Origin of the sequence: Microbulbifer aggregans, assembly GCF_001750105.1 — a bacterium.
Lineage (GTDB): Bacteria > Pseudomonadota > Gammaproteobacteria > Pseudomonadales > Cellvibrionaceae > Microbulbifer > Microbulbifer aggregans.
The window spans coordinates 3,516,674-3,533,091 of the sequence record NZ_CP014143.1 but is presented as its reverse complement, the minus strand read 5'-3'; the positions used below and the strand labels follow the sequence as shown (position 1 = coordinate 3,533,091).

Below are 16,418 nucleotides of genomic sequence, written 5' to 3'. Positions count from 1 at the left end.
ATGCCCCGCTGGCTGCATTTTCTTCCCGCGGTTTTTTTGGCTGGCTGGACGCTGTCCTGCCCGGCTGAAACAGTGCGCCCGGCAAAACTGTTGGGCGCCTGGTGGTTGGAGGGAAGTGCGGGGCTGGATATCTCCGGGCTTAGCTTTTGTAATGGCCAGCTGCTAGCCATCTCAGACAAGCGCGACGACCGCGTCTATCGGGTGCGCTTGCCGGACTCGGAAGAGGTGCGGGTTGCCAGCCTGGATCTATTCCGGGAGTTTCCGGCACCGGAGGCACCTGATGGGGGCGGCCTGGTCAATCGGCTGGCGGCGCTGGTGCGCCCCGACGCGCAGATGGACTTCGAAGGCATTACCTGTGATGGCTCTACGCCCTATCTGGTCAGCGAGCGTCACGAGCGCATTGCCCGGCTGTCTGGTGAAGGTGATCGGGCGGAGGCCGAGTGGCTGCCGTTGCGCTGGCGGGAGATGGCAGTACAGCAGGGTTACCTGACCATCTTTAATGCGGGAAGCGAGGGCATCGTCCTCTCCGGAAGTCCAGCAGCGCCTGTTTTCTGGGTTGCCCTGGAACGAAAGCCCCGCGGGCTATTACGGATCACGACGGCTTTAAAGGACGGAGCCGGCGCGAAGGAGTTGCGGTTACTGCAGCTTCCCCCTGTCAGCGGGCTGAGTTTTCGCGGCAGACCAGAGGATCTAACCGGCCTCGATGTATTTGAGGGTGGGCTGTACACCCTCGAGCGCAACGCGTTCGCTGTCTGTCGCCGCTCCCTGGAAAGTCTCGAGGCCCAGTGGTGCATCGACTACGGCGATGTCGAGGAGGCGCCGCAGTTCGTCTATGCGGATACCCATTTTGGCAAAGGGGAGGGGCTTGCAGTCAACGAGCGCGGTATTTTCGTTGTGCTGGACAATAACAATGTAGCCCGCGCGGCGGATCCTTCGGACCAACGCGCACTCCTGATGCACCTCGCTCACCCCGACCGCCCGTGAGCAAACTGATTCCCCTGCTCGAGGAGGTGCGCTCCTGTCGCCTCTGCGAGGGTGAGCTCCCTCTCGGCCCGAACCCCGTGCTCCGCGCTTCACCGACGGCGCGCCTACTGATTATCGGTCAGGCACCGGGGACCAAAGTGCACGAGACAGGCATCCCCTGGAATGACCCCTCCGGTGATCGGCTGCGCCAGTGGCTGCAGATGGACCGGGAGACTTTCTACGACGAATCCCGTATCGCCATCATTCCCATGGGATTTTGCTACCCCGGCCGTGGTAAGGGCGGTGACCTGCCACCGCGAAAAGAGTGTGCGCCGACCTGGCATGCGCAGTTGCTGCAGCAGTTGCCCGACCTGAAACTTACCTTGCTTATTGGTCAGTACGCCCAGCGCTATTACCTGCCGCACTGGTATGGCAGCATTACCGAGAATGTTCGTCGTTATCGCGATGCGCTACCTGCGGGTTTTTTTCCGCTGCCGCACCCCAGCCCGCGCAATACGCTGTGGCTGAAACAGCGTCCATGGTTCGAACAGGAAGTCGTGCCGGCGCTGCAAAAAGAAGTAAAAAGAATCTTCCGGGAAGAATCATGACGGCAGATCAGAATATCAAGATCGACTCCTCGTGGCGCCGGGTGCTCGAAGGGGAGTTTTGCAAGCCCTATATGGCCGAGCTGAGGGAATTCCTGCGCGAGGAAAAGCAGGCCGGCAAGCAGATCTATCCGCCGGGGCCACAGATTTTTAACGCGTTCAATTCCACGCCCTTTGACGCTGTAAAAGTGGTGATCCTCGGACAGGATCCATACCACGGGCAGGGGCAGGCGCACGGCCTGTGCTTTTCGGTGATGCCTGGTGTGCGCATCCCGCCGTCACTGAAGAATATTTACAAGGAATTACAGTCGGACCTCGGTATTCCGCCGGCACATCACGGTTGCCTGCAGCCATGGGCGGAACAGGGGGTGTTGTTGCTGAATGCCACGCTGACCGTGGAAGACAGCAAGGCAGGCGGCCACCAGGGCCGTGGATGGGAACAGTTCACGGATGCGGCAATCCACGCACTGGCGGAGCAGCGGGAAGGACTGGTGTTTATCCTCTGGGGCAGCTATGCGCAGAAGAAGGGCGCCTTCATCGATGGCAACCGGCACCTGGTCTTAAAAGGCCCGCACCCATCGCCGCTGTCGGCCCATCGGGGCTTCTTTGGCACACGTCCCTTTTCCCAGACGAATGCCTGGCTACAGCAACACGGCCAGGCGCCTATCGAGTGGGCGCTGCCGGAGGCTTCCGCCCTGCAGCGGGTGGCGGTGGAAATCTGAGTCGAGCGAGATCGGCGATTTGACCGTGCTCACTGAGGACGGGGCGAAGCGGTCGAAAGGGTCGAAGGTGCTGAGCAGTCAGTCTGTCAGCGGGTCCGCGTCGGCATCGTAGGGCAGTTCCAGCAGCTCCACGGGACGGCCATCCTCGAGCTCTAGCGTGGAGCCGGCGGCGACGCTGCTGTTGGCGAGCACCGCCAGCAGGTCAATGCCATGCTCGCTGCGCTCGGCAATGACCACTTCACCGCAATTTTTCTGGCTCCCGGCTTCAACAATCGACAGGCCAGGGGCGGGCAAGTTGCCGGCGTCACAGCGGGCCCGGTACATGCGGCGCTTGGCCTGCCCAAGGTACTGCAGTCGCGCTACCACTTCCTGACCTGTATAACAGCCCTTCTTGAAATTCACTCCGCCCAGCAGATGCAGGTTCAGCATCTGCGGAATAAAGATGCCGCTGGTTTCAGTGTGCAACTGTGGCACGCCGTCGCTGATCAGGCGCTGTTGCCAGTGCCAGAAACCGGCCGGGGTGGCGCCGGCCGACAGTTTTTTCCAGAGGGCAGGAGCGGCTTCCATTGGCACTAATATCGCTACTTGCTCCCGATTCAGCACGTGGATCAGAGCCTCTTGCCCGTCGAACTTGAACGGGTGAGCAGCTCCGGGCTCCAGATGGGAGAGCTCCGGCAGTGCGAGCAGGTCCGCGGCTCGAGCCGCGACGTCGGTGCCCTGTAGACCGAGCCAGTGATGGCTGTCGGTCAGCTCCTTGAGATCGGTCTTGAAGAACACTACGTATTTGGCCAGGGCGGCCAATGCGATAGGGGCGAGATCCCGCGGCAGGCTCAGCAGGATATCGTTCTGCGCCTTTTTCAGGGCATTGAAGGCACTGATCATGCGGCCCTTGGGGTTACAGTGGGCACCCGGTGTCCCATGTCCGTCGGGGAGATTGACCAGGTCACAGGTCAGTTGCCCCTGCAGGAATTTCTGGCTGTCGGGGCCGTGCACGGACACGGCACCCAGTGGGCTGAGATCGACAAGGTGCAGATCCGACTGGGCATCGGGGAAGTGGGCCCTGTCGCCCTCCCATTTGGCCCCCTCGCCGGAGAGGAATTCCTGCCACACTTTTCGATCCATAGCCTGCTCGCTGTTCCTTACTGCTTGTGGAGGGGAGTATCTTGGGTTGAACCCGTCGTTTTCAAGCTCGGTAGCGGTGTTTCTGAGCCCGGCTTACGATTCCGGGGCTGCCGCTTCTTAGCCTCCCGCTGGCTATTCACGGCAGTGGGCGGCAGTTATACTGCGCGCAAATCACACATTGCATTGCAAAACGGCGCGCTGTCGCGTCGTCGCCGGCTCCGGCCGGTCGTAGATACCGGGATTTGAAGTATGGATCGTAACCGACTCTTCTGGGCCAGCCGCCGCGGCATGCTCGAGCTGGACCTGGTGTTGCTGCCTTTTCTCGAGAATGTCTATGACAGCCTTGATGAGGCCGATCAACAACGCTACGTCCAGTTGCTGGAGAGTGAGGACCAGGATCTCTTCGCCTGGTTCCTGCGTCGCGAGGATCCCTCTGATCCGGAGCTGATGCGAATCGTGCAGATTATCCGTGACAACACCGGATTGCAGGAATAACGCGGGTCCGCGTAATCCCCAGAACGCCGGGCGCAGCGCTCTGCTGCGCTGCCCCGTGTTCCCCTCCCGACTGCTCTCCCTCCTTCTTGCCCTGATCGTGCTGCAGGCACTGTTGGTGCTCTGGTTTAGTGGCTTTGCCCTGAGCCTGCTGTTACCTGCGACCTTGCTGGTCATTGCCCTTGGTATCAGGGAGTGGCGCCGGCTGCAGCGCAACCGCGGGGAGCTGTCCACGTCCGAGCGACGCTGGTTCTGGCGGGATGCCTGCGGGGAGTTGGAGGAGATTTCGGTCTGCGGTGAGCTGGTGCTATGGCCCTGGCTGATTGTGATCAACGGGCGCAATGCGAGCGGACAGCGCCGGCGCCTCGTGCTGGGCCGCGACAGTGTGGCGGCCACTGACTGGCGTCGTCTGCAGGTGGCGCTGCGCTATTCCCGTTGACTCGACTTTCTCAGATGAACTGCCGCTGGTCGGCAAAGTTCTCTGGCACCAGGATGGTGTCCATAGCCAGCTCGCGCAGGTTGGGGTAATCCAGTGAGTAGTGCAGGCCGCGACTCTCGCGCCGGTCCAGCGCCGAGCGGATGATCAGCTCGGACACCAGTGCCAGGTTGCGCAGTTCGATCAGGTCGCTGGTGATGCGGTAGTTGGCATAAAACTCGCGGATTTCACCCTGCAGCATTTTGACCCGATGTTGTGCTCGCAGCAGGCGCTTGCGGGTGCGCACGATTCCGACGTAGTCCCACATAAATCGCCGCAACTCGTCCCAGTTGTGCGAGATCACCACGTCCTCATCCGAGTCGGTGACCCGGGAGGCGTCCCAGGCCGGCGCCAGCCTCGGCGGCTGCACTTCTGAGAGGGTGGCATCAATGTGCAGTGCCGCGGCGCGCGCGTAAACCACACACTCCAGCAGCGAGTTGCTCGCCAGGCGGTTGGCGCCGTGCAGACCGGTAAAGGTGGTCTCGCCGATTGCGTAGAGCTGGTCCAGGTCCGTGCGGCCGTGTTCGTCCACCATCACACCACCGCAGGTGTAGTGGGCTGCCGGCACCACCGGAATCGGCTCCTTTGTTATATCGATGCCGTACTGCAGGCAGTTCTGGTAGACAGTGGGGAAGTGCTCGCGGACGAACTTGGCATCTTTGTGGGAAATGTCCAGGTAGAGGCAGTCTGCACCCAGCCGTTTCATCTCATGGTCGATGGCGCGGGCAACAATATCCCGCGGCGCCAGTTCACCGCGCTTGTCGAACCGGTCCATAAACCGCTGTCCGTCGGGGAGCTTTAGCTGCGCACCCTCACCGCGCAGGGCTTCGGTGACCAGCATTGCCTTTGCCTTGGGGTGGTACAGGCAGGTGGGATGGAACTGGTTGAACTCCATGTTCGCCACCCGACACCCGGCCCGCCAGGCCATGGCGATGCCATCGCCGCTGGCGCCGTCGGGGTTGCTGGTGTACAGGTAGGCCTTGCTGGCGCCGCCAGTGGCCAGCACTACCGCACGCCCCTGGAACAGCTCCACTTCGTCGGTTTGTTTGTTGTAGACGTAAGTGCCCGCACAGCGAAAGCGACCGCGCTGAGGATCGGGCTGGCGGATCAGATCCAGGGCGATATGGTGCTCGAAACAATCGATATTCTCGGCGGCGCGGACCCGTTCGATCAGGGTGCTGTGGACCGCCATGCCCGTGGCGTCAGCGCTATGGATAATGCGCCGGTGGCTGTGGCCGCCCTCTTTGGTGAGGTGGTAATCGCCGTCCTCGCGGGTGAAGCTCACCCCCTGGTCGATAAGCCACTGAATGGCGGCGGTTCCGTTCTCGACCGTGTGTCGCACTGCGTCCGGGTGGCACAGGCCTGCACCCGCGTCTAAGGTGTCAGCGATGTGGGATTCCACGGAATCCGTGTCATCCAGCACGGCGGCAATGCCCCCCTGGGCGAACCAGGTGGAGCCGTCGCGCAGGCGCTGTTTGGACAGCAGGGCGACCCGGTAGCGATCCGCCAGATGCAGTGCCAGGGTCAGCCCCGCCGCACCGCTGCCGATTACCAGAACATCGTAATTTGCCTGAGCGTTCATAATTTTCATTGTTAAAAGGGGTGGCGTAGTATAGCGCCTACTTCAAATTCGTCGATTTGGCACGGAACTTATGTCCTATCGCCAGTGTCTTGGACACAATACAAAATACGCTTGCGCCGTCCGCTCCGGAAATGCCCGGGCCATTTCCCGCGGTGCAGCTGGTAACGGGGGTAGGGGATGACATCGCAACAGGCGTCACCAAGTGATCGCCAGCTGGTGGAGCGTGTCCAGAAAGGCGACAAGCGCGCCTTTGACCTGCTGGTATTGAAATATCAGCACAAGATCGTCGCCGTGATAAGCCGCTTTATCAAGGACCATGCGGAGGTGCAGGACGTTACGCAGGAGGCCTTTATCAAGGCTTACCGCGCCCTGGCCAATTTCCGTGGCGACAGCGCCTTCTACACCTGGATGTACCGTATCGCCATCAATACCGCCAAGAACCACCTGGTATCCCGGGGTCGGCGTCCGCCGTCGTCAGACGTGGATCTGGAGGACGCGGAATTCTATTCGGGTGCCGACCTGCTGCGGGATAACGAGACGCCCGAGAACCAGCTCTTTCGCGACCAGCTGGAGGCCGCTGTGCACGATGCTATCCGGGCACTGCCCGAGGATCTCCGTGCTGCAGTGACCCTGCGTGAAATGGAGGGGCTGAGTTACGAGGAGATCGCCGAGGTCATGGACTGCCCGGTAGGTACAGTGCGCTCGCGTATTTTCCGTGCCCGTGAGGCTATCGACCGGACTGTTCAGGCGGTTCTGGCGGGCGAACCGGAGCCCCTGGGGGATCGAAGCTGAGCTTTGCGCTCACGTTGCGATAATTGACGTAATTTTTTACTCAAGGCGCGAAACAAATTCATCCGCGCCCGGTCAGAAGTGTTAACCAGCGTTAAGCTTGGCCGAAAAACAGACCGAGAACGGAATGCCGTACCGCGGTCGAAAACCATATTTCACAGAGAGGATTGGCCCGTATGTCCCACGGGAATCACCAGGATCGGCTAAACGAGTCCCTGTCTGCGCTGATGGACGGAGAGGCGAGTGAACTGGAATTGCAGCGGTTGCTGAAGGCCAGTTCCGCTGGCTCTGAGGCTGGCCAGCGCTGGTCGCGCTACCAGCTGGCGGCGAGCGTCATGCGTCAGGAACCTGTAGCCAGGCCTGAAGGCGACCTGGCTACGCGGATTTCTGCCGCGGTCGCCAGTGAAGAGCCGCTGCAGCAGACATCTGGTCCTGCTACCGCTGCAAATGATTCCGGCCACCGTTGGCGCCAGATGCTCTCCCGTGGTGCCGTTGCCGCGACAGTCGCGTTTGCCGCGATCCTCGGCGTGCAGCAGGTCACGCAGCCTGACGTCACTCAGGAACTGGTCGCTGAGGCCGAGCGCCCGGTACAGCAGCAAGTACCGCAGCCTGCGGCGCAGCCCAGCAGCATCTATGTTCCCGGGCCGAGTACCCGGGCGGTGAGCACGGCCAGTCCCCGCGTGATGTTCGAGCCTCAGGGCGGTACACCCGGGCAGGCGAATATGATTCAGCAGGTGCCAACTCCGGAACTGATGCGTCACCTTAACCGGGTCATGATCCAGCATTCTGAACAGGCTGCTCATGTGGGCAATCAGGGCATGGTGCCGTTTGCCCGTGCTACTTATGGCGAGCAAGACGGTCAATAGCCTTGGGCACTACTGAACTTTTCAACACTACCCCTAAAGCCAACAGCCTGCTGTTGGCTTTGTGCTTGTGGGCGTTTCCCTCCCTTCTGATGGCGCAGGCCGCCGTTGTACCGGAGCCGGCGCAGGAATCCCCTGGGCCGGGAACGGTGGTGGCCCCCCAGCAGGAGTCCGCGCCCCAATCATCTGTGCCAGCGGAGGCGCTGCAGGCGCCCGCGAATGGTGCGGCGGTATGGCTGGAGAAGCTGGGGCGGGCAGTCAAAGAGCTGGAATATTCCGGCCTTGTGACCTTCGAACACACCGGCACCCTGGAGACACTGGAGGTGGTCCACGCGGTGCGGGACGGCCAGCAAGTGGAAAGAGTGCGCTATCTCAGCGGCGATCCAAGAGAGTTGGTCAGTCATGGCAGTACCCGTGCATGCGAAGGCACCGGTGGGCCGTTTAATCGTGCCGCTCTTCTGAGCACTGCTGGCCAGGAACGCCTGCAGCAGGCCTATCAGTTTATTGTGCGGGGAGAAGAGCGGATCGCCGATCGCCCCACAGTGATCATTGAAGCGCGTCCACGTGATCGCCACCGCCTGGGGATGGTGGTCAATCTGGACCAGGAGACCGGCCTGCCCCTGAAGTCGATGCTGGTGGGGCCGCAGGGCAAGGTGTTGGAACGGTATCAGTTTGTGCGGCTGGATCTGTCTCCCGTAGAGGACAGCGACCTGCAAGCGCAGTCTGCAGCCGCAAGGCGCATCGACAACAGCAACCCCTGTATCGCCGCGCAGAGCCGCTGGCGCCTGGGCTGGGTACCTGAGGGCTACCGCCCGGTGGCAGTGCAGACCCTCACCGATGGCGACATGCTGGTATTCAGTGACGGATTGAGTGTGTTCACCGTTTTCGTCCAACGTCTTGGTCCTGAGCTGAACTTCAAAGGTCGCGCCATCCGAGGTGCTACCGTGGCCTACATGGATCAAGTGGAAGCCGAGGGAGTCAATTACACCGTCACCGTCGTCGGTGAAATCCCCGACAGCACTGCGCAATTGGTGGCGCGGGCAGTGACCACTACCGGGGGCTGAGTCGGTGGTTGAGGAGCGCGGTCGGATCGTTGCGATTGAATCCGATGCCATCTGGGTGGAGACGATACAGCGCAGCGGCTGTCACGGCTGCGCAGCCAAGTCAGGTTGTGGCACCGGCCTGCTGGGAGACTACTGGGCCAGCGCCTCGAGAATCCGTGTCTCGCTCAACAGCTGGGATCCCCAGCGCATCTGCCTCAATGATATCGCCGTGATCGGGATCGCCGAGCACACCCTGACCACGGCCGCGCTGCTGGTCTATCTGGTTCCCCTGCTGGGATTGCTACTCCTCTCATATGCGGGCCATCTCGCAGCCGGAGAGCCCGGCGCGATCGGCGGTGCAGTCGCTGGTCTTCTGTTGGGCGCGGTGGCCGTGCGGTGGTTCAGTCGCCGCCACGATAGCGACCCGAATTTCTCCCCCTTACTCCTGCGTATCGAGCCCCAGTAAGCGGTCCGATTGTCCTCCAGCACCTAAACTGGGAGCAGGGGCCGCGGCCGCGGTACCCGGATCGCTCGGAGACCCCAATGCGCGCTCGCTGCTATGCGGAAACCTGGCCCCTGCGCACCAGCTTTGTTATTTCCCGCGGTGCCCGCACCCACGCCGAGGTCGTGGTGGTGGAACTCGAGTCTCATGGGCTCCAGGGTGTTGGTGAATGCACGCCCTATCCCCGTTACGGCGAGAGCGTCAGCTCGGTCCTGGCCCAGCTCGAGCCGTTTCTGAAGGAGGTGGAAGCCGGCCTGGATCGTCAGCAGTTACAGGCCCGGATGCCCGCGGGAGCTGCGCGCAATGCACTGGATTGTGCGCTGGCGGATCTGGAGGCAGCTGAGAGCGGCGGGCCAAGGGCCGAGCCCAGCTCCCTGACAACTGTGCAAACGCTGGTGGTGGACGAGCCGGAAGCGATGGCCGGGGCTGCCAGGATTGCTGTTGCAGATGGTGTAAAAGTGCTGAAGCTGAAACTGGATGATCGGCTGGTACTGGAGCGGGTCAGGGCAGTGCGTGAGGCCGCCCCAGAGGCTCAGCTGGTCATCGATGCCAATGAGGCCTGGTCCCGCGAAACCCTCATTGATCGCTGCCGGCAGATCGCCGAACTGGGGGTCGCTATGCTGGAACAGCCGCTACCGGCCGATGATGACGACTTCCTGGCCTCTTTCCCCCACCCACTACCCATCTGCGCGGACGAGAGCTGCCATACCCGTGCGGATCTGGAGCGTCTCCTGGGACGCTACGAGATGATCAACATCAAGCTGGACAAGACCGGTGGTATTACGGAGGCGTTGGCACTCGCTGAAGCCGGGGAGTCGCAGGGGTTCGATTTGATGCTGGGCTGTATGCTGTGTACCTCCCGCGCGATTCGAGCCGCCTGGCCGGTGGGAGCGAAAGTGCGTTTTCGCGATCTCGATGGTCCCACCTGGCTGGCCAGGGATGTCGAGCCGCCATTGCGCTTCAGCGGCGGGCGGGTTTACTGGGACTGATCTCTGGTGTCGTTGCTGTCGTAGTCGTATGTCAGCAGGTCAAACAGCGTGGGGAGATAGTCCTCACTGGCGATATCGGCGGAAATCGGCGGAAATTCGACGGTGATACACGGCAAGTCGCGCTCGGCGCACCAGGTCCCGAACGAGCCGGGTGTCGGGTAGCCGACCTCGGTGACGAGAGGCAATTTGAGTCGTTCTGACAGCCACACGCCAAGGTCGCTCTCGTCCGGATCCTCGATACAGGCCAGTGGCTCGTGGATCGTGACTACCCAAGCGGGGGCCAGCTTGTCGATCAGCTGGCATAGTGCTTCAGTTTCGGGTTCTGAGCCGCCGCTGGCGCCGGTCTTGAGGCGTACATCGCGCTCCTCGGCCTGGCTATTCCAGCGGTAGACGCTGCCCTCGGCGGTCCAGTTGCTGGTGGCAAAATTGCGGTTCAGGTCCACGCCGTTGGCATTGGCCCGCAGCCCCAGCTGGCATCCATCGGGATTCACAGCCAGTACCACATGGTGCCTGAGCAGTTCCGGTGGCAATGAACGCAGGGCGCAAGAGAGTGCGATGACTGCGGCGGTCTCATCTCCGTGGGTACCGGCGATGATCAGTCCGGGGTTCCGACCATGTTGAGCGGGGAAGTGCAGCAGTGGCGCACCGAGGACAGACTCGCCGTACTGTTCCCGGGGGTGTGTGAACTGGCCCCGTTCGGGCCGGGGGCGCATGGTGGGCATAGTGAGTCCTGGCAAATGGCTGCTCCAGTGTTCAGTGAATCATTACACTGCTTTACACTGAAGAAGCGAACTTTCGCGGCCAAAACGCCACTAAACGGTTACCGAAAACCCGTGGCTCACCGCGGTTAACCCGCACCACACAGTGGGTACGCCGTGGTTGAGGTCGATTTCTCGACACTTCGATTGGATAGTAGATGGGATAATCAAAGGTAACAAACCGATGCTCAAGCGCGTTACGCATTCCTTTTTCATTCTTTGCCTGATGATCTCAGCATCCGCCTTTGCCCGGGGGTTGCCCGAGCTGACGGACTTGATCGAGCAGAATTCACCGGCTGTGGTGAAGATCAACACGGTGGAGCGCACCCGCGCCACCAGGGGCGTACCGCCCCAGTACCAGCAGGACATCCCGGATATCTTCCGGCACCTGCTGGAACCCCGTGGTCGGGAGAGGCGGCCTGTGGCCAGTATGGGCTCAGGATTCATTATTTCTGAAGACGGCTATGTGGTGACCAATAACCACGTGGTGGAAGGTGCAGACCAGGTGGTCGTCACCCTGACCGACCGTCGCGAGTACGACGCGCAGGTGATCGGCACCGATGCCCGTTCCGACCTGGCCCTGCTGAAGATCGACGCAGATGACCTGCCGACGGCCAGCTGGGGTAATTCCGAGGACCTGGAAGTCGGTGAGTGGGTGGTTGCCATCGGTTCCCCGTTTGGCCTCGACTACTCCGCCAGTGCCGGTATTGTCAGTGCGATGGGACGCAGCATCCCGAATGAGAGCCGAGAGAACTATGTGCCGTTCATCCAGACGGATGTGGCGATCAACCCGGGTAACTCCGGCGGGCCGCTGTTCAATCTGAAAGGTGAGGTGGTCGGCATCAACAGCCAGATCTACACCCGCAGCGGCGGCTCAATCGGACTGTCTTTCGCCATTCCGGCGAGCCTGGCCCAGGATGTCGTCGCTCAATTGCGCGAGAAGGGCCGGGTGGATCGCGGCTGGCTGGGCGTCGGCATCCAGGATGTGGACCGCAACATGGCGCAGGCGATGGGCCTCTCTCGGCCTGCCGGTGCCCTGGTGGCCCAGGTTGAAACCGGTACCCCCGCAGCTGATGCCGGTATTCTGGCGGGCGACATCATCACCCGCTTCGACGGTGAGCGGATCATGGAATCCGGGGACCTGCCCCATGTCGTGGGTCAGACGCGTCCGGGTGCTGAAGTGCCGGTGGACCTGATGCGCAAGGGCAAGAGCGTGCGGGTACAGGTCACCGTTGGTGCGCTGCCCGGTGAAGAAGAGCCGGCCCAGCAGGCGTCCGTCAATCCGTCCAACGACGTCGGCGGTCGCCTGGGTCTGGTCGTGGAGGAGATCCCGGCCGCAGTGAAGCAGCGCTGGGGTGTTGAGAGCGGTGTGCTGGTGAAGCAGGTGGTGCCCGGTAAACCCGGTGCCCGCGCCGGTCTCCGCAGCGGTGATATCGTTGCGCAGCTGGGCTTTGACGAGGTCAAAGACCTGGATGACTTCCAGCGGGTGGCGAAGGAGCTGCCCGGCGACGAGCTGTTGCCGATCCGCTTTTTCCGTGGTGGCCAGCCCACTTTCCGTACCATCCAGATTGACGAGTGATTCTGCCCGGGCGGGCCTGTCCCGCCGGGAAGCCCGGGTCGCTGGCCGCTGAAATGCGGCAGCGTCACCGGGCACTCACTACTGATCCACAGTTCTGATAGACTTGCGCCACGCAACCGGAGTCGTTCCGGCCTAACTTTTTGATTTTTATAGGGTTTCTAATCCGCAGTGGCCACAGATCTCTCCCATATCCGCAATTTCTCCATCATCGCCCATATCGACCACGGCAAATCGACCCTGGCCGACCGGTTTATCCAGGTCTGCGGAGGCCTGACTGACCGTGAGATGGCCGAGCAGGTTCTTGACAGCATGGATCTGGAGCGGGAGCGCGGTATTACCATCAAGGCCCAGAGCGTGACCCTCGATTACACGGCGCGCGATGGCAAGACCTACCAGCTGAACTTCATCGATACCCCCGGGCACGTGGACTTCTCCTACGAGGTATCCCGTTCCCTGGCGGCCTGTGAGGGCGCGCTGCTGGTGGTGGACGCCGCTCAGGGCGTAGAGGCCCAGTCGGTGGCCAACTGCTACACCGCCATCGAGCAGGGGCTGGAGGTGATTCCGGTACTGAACAAGATGGACCTGCCGCAGGCAGATCCGGACAAGGTCGCCGAGGAAATCGAAGACATTATCGGTATCGATGCCACCGAGGCCACCCGCTGCAGCGCCAAGTCCGGCCTGGGTGTCGAGGATGTGCTGGAGGACCTGGTGCGCCAGGTGCCGCCGCCCGAGGGAGACGTGGATGCGCCCCTGCAGGCGCTGATTATCGACTCCTGGTTCGACAGCTATCTGGGGGTGGTGTCACTGGTGCGTGTGGTACAGGGCACCCTGAAGACCAAGGAAAAGATCGTCACCAAGTCCATTAACCGCGCCCATGTGGTGGACAGCGTCGGCATCTTCACGCCCAAGCGCAAAGAGACCGGTGTGCTCCGCGCGGGTGAGGTGGGCTTTGTGGTGGCCGGTATCAAGGACATTCACGGCGCGCCGGTGGGTGATACCCTGACCCATGCCAAGGGCGCCGAGGAAGTGAGCATGCTGCCCGGCTTCCAGAAGGTGAAGCCGCAGGTCTATGCCGGACTGTTCCCCGTCAGTTCCGATGATTATGAAGCTTTCCGCGATGCCCTGGAGAAGCTGTCACTGAACGACGCTTCCCTGTTCTATGAGCCAGAGACTTCCGACGCCCTCGGTTTCGGTTTCCGCTGTGGCTTCCTCGGCATGCTGCATATGGAGATCATCCAGGAGCGGCTGGAGCGGGAATACGACCTGGACCTGATCACCACCGCGCCGACGGTGGTCTACGAAGTGTTGCAGACTGATGGTACCGTGGTCAGTGTCGACAACCCTTCGCGCCTGCCGGAAGTGGGCTCGATTGAGGAAATGCGCGAGCCGATCGCTGAGGTCAACATCCTGGTACCGCAGGAGTACCTGGGCAACGTCATCACCTTGTGTGTGGAAAAGCGCGGAATCCAGCAGGATATGCAGTATGTGGGCAGCCAGGTTTCCCTGCGCTACGAACTGCCCATGAGCGAAGTGGTGATGGACTTCTTCGACCGCCTCAAGTCCGTCAGCCGCGGTTTTGCCTCACTGGATTACAGTTTTGATCGCTTTGAACCGGCCAAACTGGTACGCCTCGATATCCTCATCAACGGCGACCGCGTGGACGCGCTGGCGCTGATCGTGCACCGGGATCACGCCCAGCAGAAAGGGCGGGCGATGGCTGAGAAAATGAAGGAGCTGATTCCGCGGCAGATGTTCGATGTGGCCATCCAGGCTGCCATCGGCGGCCAGGTGGTGGCGCGGACCACGGTCAAGGCGTTGCGCAAAAACGTGACGGCCAAGTGCTACGGTGGCGACGTTACCCGTAAGAAGAAGCTGCTGGAAAAGCAGAAAGCCGGTAAGCGCCGCATGAAGCAGCTGGGCCGTGTGGAAGTGCCGCAGGAGGCGTTTCTGGCGGTCTTGAAGGTGGACCAGTAGAATCCACCGGAACAACAAGAGAACGATGAATGGATATTAACTTCCCGCTGATCCTGCTGTGGCTGGTGATTATCACCGGCGTTATCTGGCTGGTGGACAGCCTGTTTTTTGCCCGCCACCGTCAGGGGGATGCCGAGGAGCCGGCACTGGTGGAGTATGCCAAGTCCTTTTTCCCGGTGTTGGCGATTGTATTTATTCTCCGCTCCTTTGTGGTGGAGCCGTTCCAGATTCCGAGCCGTTCCATGGTGCCGACACTGGAAGTGGGTGACTTTATCCTGGTGAACAAGTACGCCTACGGGCTGCGGCTGCCGGTCTCCCGCAAGAAAGTGCTCGATATCGGCGAGCCTGAACGCGGTGATGTCATGGTGTTCTTCCCCCCGCACATGAACGACACCTACTACATCAAGCGGGTAATCGGTCTCCCCGGGGATGAAATTCGCATCGAGGACAATGTGCTTTACATTAACGGTAAGCGCGCCTCACAGGAACTGATCCAGGCACTGCCTCCGGCCAGCCCCCAGGTTGAGGTTATGTGGGAGGAAATCGATGGTGAGCGCCACCTGATGGCGAAGCACGTAGTGCCGAGCCGCTTTGCCAATTTCAATGCAGTCGTGCCGGAAGGGCACTACTTTATGGTGGGTGATAACCGCGACAACAGTCTCGACAGCCGTGAGTGGGGTTTCGTCCCCGAGCGTGACATCGTGGGCAAGGCGTTTGCCATCTGGATGCACTGGGATGAACTGTTCAGCCTGCCGAGTTTTGACCGGGCGGGTTCGATCCAGTAGACCTGTTTCTGAGTGGAATCGGATAGATACTAGACACAATAACAAAATCGAGGGCTTTTCCATGTCTGGGCAACTGCAAACTTCCCTGCGCCGCCAGCGCGGCATGAGCTACTGGGGCTGGCTGATGGTAGTGGCCGTGTTCGGCTTCGTGCTCACCTGTGTCTCCAAAATGGGGCCGGCCTATATCGACGCCTACTATGTGGATGAAGGGTTGCGAAAGCTGGCCGAGAATCCGAGTTTGCGTGACTTGAACCGTGGCGAGATCAAGCGTGAGCTGGACCGCTTTTTCCTGATCAACAATGTGCGCGGCGAGCCCACCAAAGCGGTTCAGGTGATCCGCGGGGCGGACAGTATGCTGGTAAGCGTTGACTATGAATTGCGCCAGCCGCTGATCTACAACATCGACGTGGTAATGAAGTTTAACAAGCAGCTCAACACCGCCAAGGCGGATCTCTGCTGTGAGCCGCTGGTAGACCTGGAACAATTCCGTAAACGTGACTGATATTCTTCTCGAGCGTCTGTGCCTGCGGCTCGGCCATCAATTTTCACGGCCCGAGCTGCTTGAACTGGCGCTGACCCACCGCTCTGCCGGGAGCCGCAACAATGAGCGGCTCGAATTCCTCGGCGATTCCATTCTTGGCTTTACCATCGGCGCAGCCCTGTTCGAGAAATTCCCCCAGGGGCGGGAAGGGCAGCTGAGCCGCTTGCGCGCGCAGCTGGTCAGCGGCGAGACCCTGGCGAAACTGGCCCGTGAGATGGAAATCGGCGATTGCCTCCGTCTGGGCGAAGGTGAGATGAAAAGCGGTGGCTTTCGCCGCGCCTCGATTCTCGCCGATGCGGTTGAAGCCCTGATCGGGGCAATTTATCTCGATGCCGGTCTGGAACCAGCCCGCCAGCGAGTACTGGCCTGGTTTGCCAGCCGACTGGAAAATCTCTCCCTTGAAACCGCCAAGGACCCCAAGACCCGCCTTCAGGAGTGGCTGCAGGCGCGCCAGCGCCCCCTTCCAGAGTACACCGTGGTCGATGTATCCGGTGCCGAGCACGCCCAGCGATTCGTGGTGGAATGCCGTGTGAAAGGCCTCAGCGCCCCCGTTCGCGGGGAGGCGAGCAGTCGCCGCAGTGCGGAGAAGATTGCCGCTACCGAGGCCTACAACCGCCTTGCCGGCGAAGATTGA

Annotated in this window: 18 protein-coding genes; 15 read left to right on the top strand and 3 right to left on the bottom strand. The window is 61.3% G+C overall.

What is annotated here, in order from left to right; genetic code table 11:
* From AUP74_RS15455 to ung, 3 genes are read left to right on the top strand one after another with little or no spacing between them, the layout of a single operon-like run.
* Positions 1-984 carry an esterase-like activity of phytase family protein gene (locus AUP74_RS15455; RefSeq protein WP_083261143.1) on the top strand — a complete coding sequence of 328 codons (984 nt, stop codon included), beginning with the start codon at positions 1-3 and terminating at the stop codon, positions 982-984.
* Positions 981-1,571, top strand: a complete 591-nt coding sequence (locus AUP74_RS15450) for a uracil-DNA glycosylase family protein (RefSeq protein ID WP_069948335.1) — start codon at positions 981-983, stop codon at positions 1,569-1,571. Before AUP74_RS15455 ends, AUP74_RS15450 begins: the two co-directional genes overlap by 4 nt.
* A complete protein-coding gene (gene ung / locus AUP74_RS15445) occupies positions 1,568-2,290 on the top strand; it encodes a uracil-DNA glycosylase (protein WP_069948334.1) in 723 nt (240 codons plus the stop codon). The genes AUP74_RS15450 and ung overlap by 4 nt, the downstream gene beginning before the upstream one ends.
* Before the next feature lie 78 nt (positions 2,291-2,368).
* On the opposite strand, the gene ygfZ is transcribed toward ung, so the two are convergent.
* Positions 2,369-3,412 (bottom strand): CAF17-like 4Fe-4S cluster assembly/insertion protein YgfZ, encoded by a 1,044-nt coding sequence (ygfZ, locus tag AUP74_RS15440; RefSeq protein ID WP_083261041.1) that lies wholly within the window; start codon positions 3,410-3,412, stop codon positions 2,369-2,371.
* 249 nt (positions 3,413-3,661) lie between these two features.
* Here ygfZ and AUP74_RS15435 point away from each other — a divergent pair, with 249 nt between their 5' ends.
* Together AUP74_RS15435 and AUP74_RS15430 are read left to right on the top strand one after the other, a co-directional pair.
* Positions 3,662-3,907, top strand: a complete 246-nt coding sequence (locus AUP74_RS15435; protein WP_069948333.1) for an FAD assembly factor SdhE — start codon at positions 3,662-3,664, stop codon at positions 3,905-3,907.
* Positions 3,882-4,343: a protein YgfX gene (locus tag AUP74_RS15430; protein ID WP_083261040.1), complete on the top strand. Its 462-nt coding sequence runs from the start codon at positions 3,882-3,884 to the stop codon at positions 4,341-4,343. The genes AUP74_RS15435 and AUP74_RS15430 overlap by 26 nt, the downstream gene beginning before the upstream one ends.
* 10 nt (positions 4,344-4,353) lie before the next feature.
* Here the strand turns inward: AUP74_RS15430 and nadB are convergent, their stop codons facing one another.
* Positions 4,354-5,961, bottom strand: a complete 1,608-nt coding sequence (gene nadB, locus AUP74_RS15425) for an L-aspartate oxidase (protein WP_069948331.1) — start codon at positions 5,959-5,961, stop codon at positions 4,354-4,356.
* 177 nt (positions 5,962-6,138) lie between these two features.
* Here nadB and rpoE point away from each other — a divergent pair, with 177 nt between their 5' ends.
* The 5 genes from rpoE to ycjG all read left to right on the top strand — a co-directional run bounded on the left by rpoE (position 6,139) and on the right by ycjG (position 10,147).
* Positions 6,139-6,753 carry an RNA polymerase sigma factor RpoE gene (rpoE, locus tag AUP74_RS15420; protein WP_069948330.1) on the top strand — a complete coding sequence of 205 codons (615 nt, stop codon included), beginning with the start codon at positions 6,139-6,141 and terminating at the stop codon, positions 6,751-6,753.
* 173 nt (positions 6,754-6,926) lie between these two features.
* Positions 6,927-7,616 carry a sigma-E factor negative regulatory protein gene (locus AUP74_RS15415; RefSeq protein WP_083261039.1) on the top strand — a complete coding sequence of 230 codons (690 nt, stop codon included), beginning with the start codon at positions 6,927-6,929 and terminating at the stop codon, positions 7,614-7,616.
* A 2-nt stretch (positions 7,617-7,618) separates the two neighbouring features.
* Positions 7,619-8,677, top strand: coding sequence for a MucB/RseB C-terminal domain-containing protein (locus AUP74_RS15410; protein WP_069948329.1), 1,059 nt, complete (start codon positions 7,619-7,621; stop codon positions 8,675-8,677).
* Between the two features lie 4 nt (positions 8,678-8,681).
* Positions 8,682-9,122 (top strand): SoxR reducing system RseC family protein, encoded by a 441-nt coding sequence (locus AUP74_RS15405; protein WP_069948328.1) that lies wholly within the window; start codon positions 8,682-8,684, stop codon positions 9,120-9,122.
* 77 nt (positions 9,123-9,199) lie between these two features.
* A complete protein-coding gene (gene ycjG / locus AUP74_RS15400) occupies positions 9,200-10,147 on the top strand; it encodes an L-Ala-D/L-Glu epimerase (RefSeq protein WP_069948327.1) in 948 nt (315 codons plus the stop codon).
* On the opposite strand, the gene mpaA is transcribed toward ycjG, so the two are convergent.
* Positions 10,135-10,869, bottom strand: coding sequence for a murein tripeptide amidase MpaA (gene mpaA / locus AUP74_RS15395; protein ID WP_069948326.1), 735 nt, complete (start codon positions 10,867-10,869; stop codon positions 10,135-10,137). The two genes, ycjG and mpaA, sit on opposite strands and share 13 nt — an antisense overlap.
* 220 nt (positions 10,870-11,089) lie before the next feature.
* On the opposite strand from mpaA, the gene AUP74_RS15390 reads away from it, so the two are divergent.
* The 5 genes from AUP74_RS15390 to rnc all read left to right on the top strand — a co-directional run bounded on the left by AUP74_RS15390 (position 11,090) and on the right by rnc (position 16,418).
* Positions 11,090-12,484: a Do family serine endopeptidase gene (locus tag AUP74_RS15390; protein ID WP_069948325.1), complete on the top strand. Its 1,395-nt coding sequence runs from the start codon at positions 11,090-11,092 to the stop codon at positions 12,482-12,484.
* 168 nt (positions 12,485-12,652) lie between these two features.
* Positions 12,653-14,458 carry a translation elongation factor 4 gene (gene lepA / locus AUP74_RS15385; RefSeq protein ID WP_069948324.1) on the top strand — a complete coding sequence of 602 codons (1,806 nt, stop codon included), beginning with the start codon at positions 12,653-12,655 and terminating at the stop codon, positions 14,456-14,458.
* Between the two features lie 29 nt (positions 14,459-14,487).
* Complete coding sequence (lepB, locus tag AUP74_RS15380; RefSeq protein ID WP_069948323.1) at positions 14,488-15,243, top strand: signal peptidase I; 756 nt, start codon at positions 14,488-14,490, stop codon at positions 15,241-15,243.
* Between the two features lie 61 nt (positions 15,244-15,304).
* Positions 15,305-15,745: a DUF4845 domain-containing protein gene (locus tag AUP74_RS15375; RefSeq protein ID WP_069948322.1), complete on the top strand. Its 441-nt coding sequence runs from the start codon at positions 15,305-15,307 to the stop codon at positions 15,743-15,745.
* Positions 15,738-16,418, top strand: coding sequence for a ribonuclease III (rnc, locus tag AUP74_RS15370; protein WP_083261038.1), 681 nt, complete (start codon positions 15,738-15,740; stop codon positions 16,416-16,418). The genes AUP74_RS15375 and rnc overlap by 8 nt, the downstream gene beginning before the upstream one ends.

What these genes read in the sequence shown, in the direction of transcription:
- AUP74_RS15455 (WP_083261143.1), top strand. Translation starts at nt 1, where the DNA reads ATGCCCCGCTGGCTGCATTTTCTTCCCGCGGTTTTTTTGGCTGGCTGG.
- ung (WP_069948334.1), top strand. Translation starts at nt 1,568, where the DNA reads ATGACGGCAGATCAGAATATCAAGATCGACTCCTCGTGGCGCCGGGTG.
- ygfZ (WP_083261041.1), bottom strand. Translation starts at nt 3,412, where the DNA reads ATGGATCGAAAAGTGTGGCAGGAATTCCTCTCCGGCGAGGGGGCCAAA.
- AUP74_RS15435 (WP_069948333.1), top strand. Translation starts at nt 3,662, where the DNA reads ATGGATCGTAACCGACTCTTCTGGGCCAGCCGCCGCGGCATGCTCGAG.
- nadB (WP_069948331.1), bottom strand. Translation starts at nt 5,961, where the DNA reads ATGAACGCTCAGGCAAATTACGATGTTCTGGTAATCGGCAGCGGTGCG.
- rpoE (WP_069948330.1), top strand. Translation starts at nt 6,139, where the DNA reads ATGACATCGCAACAGGCGTCACCAAGTGATCGCCAGCTGGTGGAGCGT.
- AUP74_RS15415 (WP_083261039.1), top strand. Translation starts at nt 6,927, where the DNA reads ATGTCCCACGGGAATCACCAGGATCGGCTAAACGAGTCCCTGTCTGCG.
- ycjG (WP_069948327.1), top strand. Translation starts at nt 9,200, where the DNA reads ATGCGCGCTCGCTGCTATGCGGAAACCTGGCCCCTGCGCACCAGCTTT.
- mpaA (WP_069948326.1), bottom strand. Translation starts at nt 10,869, where the DNA reads ATGCCCACCATGCGCCCCCGGCCCGAACGGGGCCAGTTCACACACCCC.
- AUP74_RS15390 (WP_069948325.1), top strand. Translation starts at nt 11,090, where the DNA reads ATGCTCAAGCGCGTTACGCATTCCTTTTTCATTCTTTGCCTGATGATC.
- lepB (WP_069948323.1), top strand. Translation starts at nt 14,488, where the DNA reads ATGGATATTAACTTCCCGCTGATCCTGCTGTGGCTGGTGATTATCACC.
- AUP74_RS15375 (WP_069948322.1), top strand. Translation starts at nt 15,305, where the DNA reads ATGTCTGGGCAACTGCAAACTTCCCTGCGCCGCCAGCGCGGCATGAGC.